Here is a 7,952-nt window from a genome sequence, read left to right on the forward strand (position 1 = left end):
CCCCGCTGTCACCCGCCCCGGTAAAAAGCTACACCCTGGAATTAGGCCAGGCGAACCACCCCGACACCGTGCTGTGCCGTGTCGAGACCTCCCGCCCCACCCTCCTGCAAGCTCAGCTCTGGGCCAGCGCTGACGTCACCAACTCCTCGATCCGTCTTAGCCGTGGCATAGGGCTGCTGGAAGGCGGCTTGCTGACCATGGCCATGTTCATGCTGGTGCTGGCCGCCACCAACCGCGCCTGGATCTACCTGCTGCTGTCAGTCTGGCTGATTGGCAACCTGCGCCTGGGTTCGATGGCCATGGGCTGGGATACCCAGTGGCTAGGCCAGATTCTGCCCTCGCAGTACATGCCGGTGCTGCGTCAGGTGACCATCGCCTGCTACTTCATCCTGAGCTATTCCCTGTTTACGGTATTGCTGGGCAACTCGATTACCACCGCCCGCCTGCAACGCTTGCTGCCTACGGTGGGCATACTGGGCCTGATCCTGTTACCCGTGTCCCTGCTGGCCCCGGCGTCCGTGTTCCAACCCGTCATGTGGGTCAGCACCATTTACGCGCTGTGCTGCGTCTCTGCCGTGCTGCTGTCCATCCTCCTGCACACCCGCTCGCGCATCTTGCTCTGGCAACTGGTGCTGCTCAGCATGGCCCTGTGCATGCTGATTTCAGCCATCTTTCTGGTGGCCTTTGGTCGCTCCAGCTTTGTAGAGAACTTCAACGGCGTCATCGCCTTCCTGCTCTCCAATCTGATGGTAGCCCTGGCCGTAGGTGAACGCTTGCGAGAAGACCGCAGCGAATCCCTGCGCGCCCGTAACGAACTCATGGCCCACTACCTGCTGACCCCCGTCGGCATGTTTACCCTGAACGAGTCCGGCGTCTTTCTGCGCATCAGTCCCATTCTGGCGCGCATGCTCAACATAGACGCAGACCCGAACGAAAGCACCATACACTGGACCAATTTCTTTCCCGAACAAGACTGGAAAGCTGTCGCCCAAAGCACACAAAATGGTCAGGACGTGACCATTACCTACTACGACGCCGATGCCCAGCCCTGCCAATTTGCCTTGCGTGTGGCCATCGTCAATCAGTGCATCGAAGGATCTCTGCAAGACATCACCGCCCGTGCCGAGACCTACCGCCAACTGCGCCTGATGGCCGACAACGATCCGGTTACCAATGTCCTGAACCAGCGCGGTATCGAAAAAGCACTGGACGGCCTGCTCAGCCGCAGCCAGGACGACAAACCCTGCCTGCTGGCCTACCTGGACCTGAACCACATCAAATATGTGAACGGCACCTTCGGCCATTCCTCGGGCGATGCCCTGCTGCTGAAAGTCTGCGAGCAACTGGAATCTGTCCTGCGCAGCAAAGACAAGATTGGCCGCATCGGCAGCGACGAATTTGTCATCATCTTTGAAGACTGCGAACCCGACCAAGCTCGCACTCTGGCTAATAGCGTGCTGGAATCGCTGAACAAAAGCCCCTTGCTGGCTGGCAACCGCAGTTTCAACCTGCGCAGCACACTGGGGCTGGTCGAAGTCGCCCCCGGCATGGCTCCGCAAGAAGCCATCTCCGCCGCCAGCCGAGCTGCCCGTGACGCCCGCCGCCTGCATCAGGACATGATTATCTACGGGCAGGACTCCAACGTCCTGCAAGAACACGCCGAAGAACTACGTTTATTTGAAGAGCTGGAAGGTGGCTCTTCTCGCGCGCTATACCTGGAAATGCAGCCTATCGCTGCCTTGCGTCGCCCCATGGACAGCCTGAACTTCGAGGCCTTGCTGCGCGTGCGCGACTCCTCTGGCCAGCTCATCCCTACCGGCCGCATCATCGCAGCAGCAGAAGAAAGCGGCACCATCACCATCATCGATAAATGGGTGTTCTCCGCCACCCTGGAATGGATGTCCAAACACGAAGCCCAGTTGAGCAAGACCCAATGGGTCACCATCAACCTGAGCGGCGTGTCCCTGAACGACGACACCTTCATCAAATGGCTCTTCGACATCCTGGCCCGATTCGAACACCTGGCCCGCCGACTGTGTGTAGAAATCACCGAAGGCGTCGCGCTGGACGACCTGGAGCACACACGTAATTTCATGCGTCGCCTGCAGAAAATGGGCGTGCGCATCGCACTGGATGACTTTGGAGCGGGGTACACCTCCTTCTCCTACCTGCGCGAACTGCCCGCCGACGCCATCAAGATTGACGGTGCCCTGATTTGCGACATGCTGAAGAAAGAAACCAACGTCGCCATCGTCCGCACTATCGTTGAACTGGCTAACAACCTAGGCATGATCAGCATCGCCGAATGGGTAGAAGACGTCCCCACCCTGAAAGCCCTCCAAGAACTGGGCGTGGACTACGTACAAGGCTTCATCATCTCCAAAGCCTGCACCCCCGCAGACCTGCTCAAAGCCCAAGCCATGACCGACTTGGTCCACGACGCCGCCGCCAGACAGTTCCTGATCGAATCCCAGGACAAGTTCCCGCCCGCCATGTAAGTAGGTAAGCGCCCAAGCCCCACAGAGGGCCTGGGTGGCAAAGGACCGCGTTTCTCACCACATTGATGCACCTTCATTGCAAATGTCATGGGGAAGCTATAAAAGCCTTCCTGACACCATCATCACCCCGACACCCTGCCATATAAGAGCCTGAGTCTTCTGGCCCGATCGCACCACTTACCACTGCGTAATACCCAACTCTAAATTTCGCACTTCATATCTGCTACCGCTCCGAGTGCAGGCGCGTATCTAAAGTTGGAGCAGTAAATAGATCTGAAGATAGATACAGACATCGAGCTAGCTTGGGTTTTAGCGGTCTAGATCTGAGTCTGGCTAAGCAAAGCCACCTCAATCCAACAAACTTCCGATTAACGCCTAACCCAAAAACCGCAATCACGCTTCCCCTAAACCCACCCACCATTCACCGAAAAAATTAGGACTGGTCCATAAATAAACACTGTGAGCCGCTGGTGTGCGGGTCGGGGTGTCGGGGCGATTCAGAGTGCTTGCCGCGGGCAGAAGATCGCGTAGGGGTTCAAGCATCCTGCTGTTTGAGCACGACGCTTATGGTTTGTCCGGGGGACAAACCATCGTGCGAGTTCAGGATGCGCCCTACGCGATCTTCTGCCAAGGGCACCGGTGCGCAGCACCGGCAAGCGCTCAAGCCCCGACACCCCGGCCCGCACACCAGCGGCGTCTCCCAGAGCTTATGCCCCCCCAAAGCACCATTCAAGCCCCTACCAGGCATCCGCCCCTAACAGGACAAGTAAACAGCCACAAAAAAACCCGAGTCCGGCACTCAGCCAAACTCGGGTTTCCCAATTCTACAACCGCCATTCCGAAGCCCAAACACAAGCACCCCAGAACAGCAGAAACCTTACAGCTCCCCGTAGGAATGCAGCCCCGACAAGAACATATTCACGCCCAGGAACGCAAAGCTGGTAATCAGCAGCCCACCCAGCGCCCAATACGCTGCCATCGTGCCTCGCAGCCCTTTAAGCAAGCGCAAGTGCAACCAAGCCGCATAGTTCAGCCACACAATCAAAGCCCAAGTCTCTTTCGGGTCCCACTGCCAGTATGTGCCCCAAGCATCAGCGGCCCACAAGGCCCCCAACACCGTTGCCACCGTAAAGAAGGCAAAACCCACCGCAATCGCCCGGTACATGATGTCATCAAGCACCTCCAGCGAAGGCAGTTTGCGCGAAATCGGACCACGGAAATATAGAATCGTACCCACGATCACACTACCGATACCGAAATACAGCATCCAGGTAGGCGACAACTCGCGCGAACCAAAAATCATGGGCTCGGCACACAGAATCGCACCCAGCAAAAACACCGGAATCAGCTTGGCACGCGAACGCGTCTCGCCATTTTCCTTAACCAGATACGCAAAACCCACCATGGCCGCCAACGAGAACGTACCGTAACCAATAAAGTTGGCCGGCACGTGCAGCTTCATCCACCAGCTTTTCAACGCAGGCACCAAAGGCTGGATCTGGTGTGCATCACGCGTGAAGGAATACCACAGCAGAAAAATAACCAGCGAGCTGATCGCCAACAGCACAAAGCCACCCAAGGCACGCGTGTTGTAACGACGCTCGTAATACATGTAGAACAAGGCAGTAATCAGCGCCAGCAGCACAAACACTTCATACAGATTGCTGACCGGGATATGACCGATGTCCGGGCCCAACAAGTGGCCTTCGCGCCAGCGCACCAGCAAACCGGTCATCCCGGCATAGATCGCCGCCCAGGTCAGCCCCGACCCCATCCAGGCCGCCGTATTGCTGAAAAAACCAGCCCAGTACATCACCGTAGCCAGAATGAACAGCGCGCACATCCACAAAATGGCGGACTGGGAAGAGAACAAATACTTCAGCAGAAAAACCGAATCGGCCTTTTCAATATCGCCGGTGCCCAAACCATCACCCGTGCTGTACAGCCAGACCGCCAGCAAAGCTGTCAAACCAGACAACACCAGCAGCGTGCGCAGCGGACGCCACAACCACCCCAGCCAGGCCACAAACGGCACAAAAGCCACCAGAATGATCTTTTCGTAGTAATCCATACTGGTGCTGTACACATTGAGCGCATACGCCGCACCCAAAGCCAGTACCACCAGAAACAGCACATCCGTCCAGTCCGGACGGCCACGGATACCGCGCCGGTCACCACTGGAAGCGATATTGTCTTGCCACATCGAGGGAGTGGCCGAAGAAAGGGTCTGCGCCATAGTAGCTACACCTTGTCAGACAGATAGCCGGTTGAACGCCGCTTTAAGGCGATCAAACTCGAGGTTAAAGTCCAAGTTGCGACGTTGAGATGTCATGGCAGCCATGACACTGCTGCCTTGGTTGTGAGGGCGAATCCAGACCCACACACGGCGATCCCGGATATAGAACATCGAGAACACGCCAATAATCAGAAACAAGCAACCCAAGTACACAATGTACATGCCGGGGCTGCGCGCCACCTGGAATACGCTGGCCTGAACTTGCTCAAAGCTGTCCAAGGTCAACATAACCGGTGCCGGGTAATCAGGCAGGTTGGCAAACGCCAGTACAGCAGACTGAATCCAGCGATTGGCATCGCTATTTTCCTGACTGTAATCCACCTCTGGCAAACCTTGTTGCTGCCTGATCAAATCACGCAATTCCGACAGTGTGAACTGAATCATGGGAATTGCAAAACCCAGAATACGCTCGCGCTCGGCCTCGGGGACACGGCTGATCAAGCCATCAAAACCGGCACGCACAAACGTCTGCAAAGCGGTTCTGGATGCAGAGAGCATCAGCTCTTTTTGCTCGGGCGACGAAGAGTTACGCTCGGCAAAGCGCTCGGCCGCCTGGGTCACCAGGGCCTCGTTCTGCGTGGCCGCACGCAAATCCATGAATTCCTTCAAGGAACCCTTGTCGTCAGCCGGGAAACGCACATAGCGAAACGGCTCGGCGGGCGAGAAACGCATACCGGCCAGAAACACCAGGGTGCCATCCAGCTCCACCGGCAGCATGTAGTTCACAAACTCGCGGGACTGGCCCTGATCGTCGATCAAGCGATAGTTCACGCTGGGGCCGACGTTCTTCAGATGCTGATCTTTCTTGTTGGCAGCGCTACCAGTAACCGCGGCTACGTGTTCAATCATGGCCTTGGGCTGAGGATCACCCTCAGTCAGGTTCTCCACGTTGATGGGGCGCAGCTCGGTCAACTGAACCGTCAAAGCATGTTCGTTGGGGCTTTCCTGGGCCGCAATGCCTACGGTTTCGCCCACTTTGCCATTTAGCGCAAAGGTCTTGGAGCCAGGGCCTACCAAGGGGTAACCCTTCAGGCTGAGGATACTGCCGCCATCGTCAAAACCGGACTGGTAAACCGTGACACCCTTGTAGCGCAGCGGCTCGTTCACCTCGATGGTGCGCTCGAACGTATCGCCCGTGACGGGATCGGTAACTTCCACTTCACTCTTGAAGCTGCTGGGCATGCCGGTTGAGTAGTACTCCACCAGGAAACGCTTGAGCTCCAGGGCAAAAGGCAAGGGCTGAATCAGGACGCCTTCACCGGAATTGACCACGGCAGTAGCCGTACGGGCTCCCTCTGGCACCAGCATATTGGCGCGGAAGCTGGGATTGCCCAAGCCCAGTCGACCCGACTCGGGAACCTGGGAAATCAGCATGTTTTCAGTAATGGGCTGTTTGCCACCCAGCCACACTTGCAGGCGCACGGGCAATTCGCTGTCGAGCAGGCCGCCCACACAGATCACCACAATCGCCAAGTGGGCAAAAATGTAACCCAGCTTGTTGGCGCTGCCCTTCTTGGCCGCCATCATCATGCTGCCGTCGTCATCCTGACGCACGCGCACGGCGTAACCCTGGGACTGCAACCAGCCTTGCACCTGCTCGCGATTATGTTCGGGAGCACCGGCGCTTTCCAGTTCAACACGGTGGGGAAAGGCTTTCAGACTGCCGCCGCGCACATGCTCTTTGAACGTGCGCATTTCACGGATCATCTTGGGGGCATTACGAATGACGCACAGCGTGGTCGAGACCACCAGAAACGTCATGATGACCATGAACCAGCCACTGTTGTAGATGGACCAGATCGAAAAATGGTCGAAAAATTCAAACCAGTACGGCCCGAATTGATCGATATACGTATTGGCGGGCTGATTTTGCGCCAGAACAGTGCCGATCAGACTAGCTACGCAAATGAACATCAGCAAGCTGATGGCAAAGCGCATCGAACCGAGCAATTCCAGGAAATCGGCCGCAAAGCGACGTACGGGGGATACTTTTTTCACAAAGGCTAGCTTAGGAGGTGGGGGGTTTCACCGGAAACATCCAGACTTTGAACGCAGAACGCACACAAAGTTCGATCGCTGGACAAAACACCAACACGAGACCCGGCCCAAATCGGCACTGCCCGTTGTTAACGGCTCCCAAACTGCCATGACTATCAGGAAGCTGGGGCCAAAAAGCGAATGTCAGGCTTCAGACAGTCAGGGGGCCAATGGCCCCCTTGGACTGATTAACGCAGGCCAGCTGCGAAATCTGACACGGCTGCAATGTCGGCGTCCGACATGCGATCCGCGATGTCATGCATCATCGGGCCATTGGCACGGTCGCCGCTGCGGAACAATTTGAGCTGTTCGGCAATGTAGGCAGGGTGCTGGCCAGCCAGACGGGGGAACTGACCGGGCATACCAGCGCCATCAGGCGAGTGGCAAGCGGCACAGGCCGCAACACCACGCTCGGGCAAACCGCCGCGCCAGATCTTCTGGCCACGTTCCATGGTGTCTTCTTTGGTAGCGTTAGCTGCCTGATCCCAGTTCACGGGCTGTTGGGACAGGAAGAAAGCCACGTTTTGCATATCTTCTTCGGTCATGCCGGCAGCAATGGCGGTCATCAGGCTATTGGCGCCTTCAGGGCCGCGACGGGAAGGCACAGACTTCTCGTCCTTGGCACGGAAATCGTGCAGCTGCTTGACCAGGTACTCGTACGGCTGGTGAGCCAGCGACGGGTTGACCGGAATAATACTGTTGCCGCCATCCCCGTGACAGGTCACACAGGCCAGCACGCCACGCGACATCTCACCTTGCAGGTAGAGCTGCTCGCCTTTGGCGGCATCTGGCTTGGGCAGACCAGCTGCATTGGCCACGTTAGCGGTAAAAACCACAGAGCAAGCCATCGTCAGGCTGCTTGCGATAACGACTCGGGAAAGCGCACGCTTCATTTGGACCTCGATAATCGCGAATCAATCGGGGTGCCGCATGCGCCCCGCAAAAGCCACCGTAAGCCGCTGGTCAGTACCCAGTGGACTACGACATTACTGTTTGGAGGGTAGGAACGGTTCATTGCTGAACCATTCCCCCCTAAGAACCGGACTTGCGACTTTCACCGCATCCGGCTCAAGCACAACACATCCAGCAGACATAGCTTCGGATTATATATCCGATCGCCC

At 57.0% G+C, this 7,952-nt stretch carries 4 protein-coding genes; 1 reads left to right on the forward strand and 3 read right to left on the reverse strand.

The genetic code is table 11. The annotated features are described in order from the left end of the window. On the forward strand, nucleotides 1–2,498 hold a 2,498-nt coding region (locus tag KOE80_RS19930), incomplete at its 5' end, for an EAL domain-containing protein (RefSeq protein ID WP_226349826.1). 877 nt (nucleotides 2,499–3,375) lie between these two features. On the opposite strand, the gene ccsB is transcribed toward KOE80_RS19930, so the two are convergent. From ccsB to KOE80_RS19945, 3 genes are all read right to left on the reverse strand, one after another. Continuing rightward, nucleotides 3,376–4,734: a c-type cytochrome biogenesis protein CcsB gene (ccsB, locus tag KOE80_RS19935; protein ID WP_035269615.1), complete on the reverse strand. Its 1,359-nt coding sequence runs from the start codon at nucleotides 4,732–4,734 to the stop codon at nucleotides 3,376–3,378. A gap of 15 nt (nucleotides 4,735–4,749) precedes the next feature. Then, nucleotides 4,750–6,792: a cytochrome c biogenesis protein ResB gene (locus KOE80_RS19940; RefSeq protein WP_226349827.1), complete on the reverse strand. Its 2,043-nt coding sequence runs from the start codon at nucleotides 6,790–6,792 to the stop codon at nucleotides 4,750–4,752. A 227-nt stretch (nucleotides 6,793–7,019) separates the two neighbouring features. Continuing rightward, complete coding sequence (locus KOE80_RS19945; protein ID WP_026484814.1) at nucleotides 7,020–7,724, reverse strand: c-type cytochrome; 705 nt, start codon at nucleotides 7,722–7,724, stop codon at nucleotides 7,020–7,022. Nucleotides 7,725–7,952: the final 228 nt, after the last annotated feature.

It is taken from the genome of Alcaligenes sp. 13f (genome assembly GCF_020496585.1).
Lineage (GTDB): Bacteria > Pseudomonadota > Gammaproteobacteria > Burkholderiales > Burkholderiaceae_B > Alcaligenes > Alcaligenes phenolicus.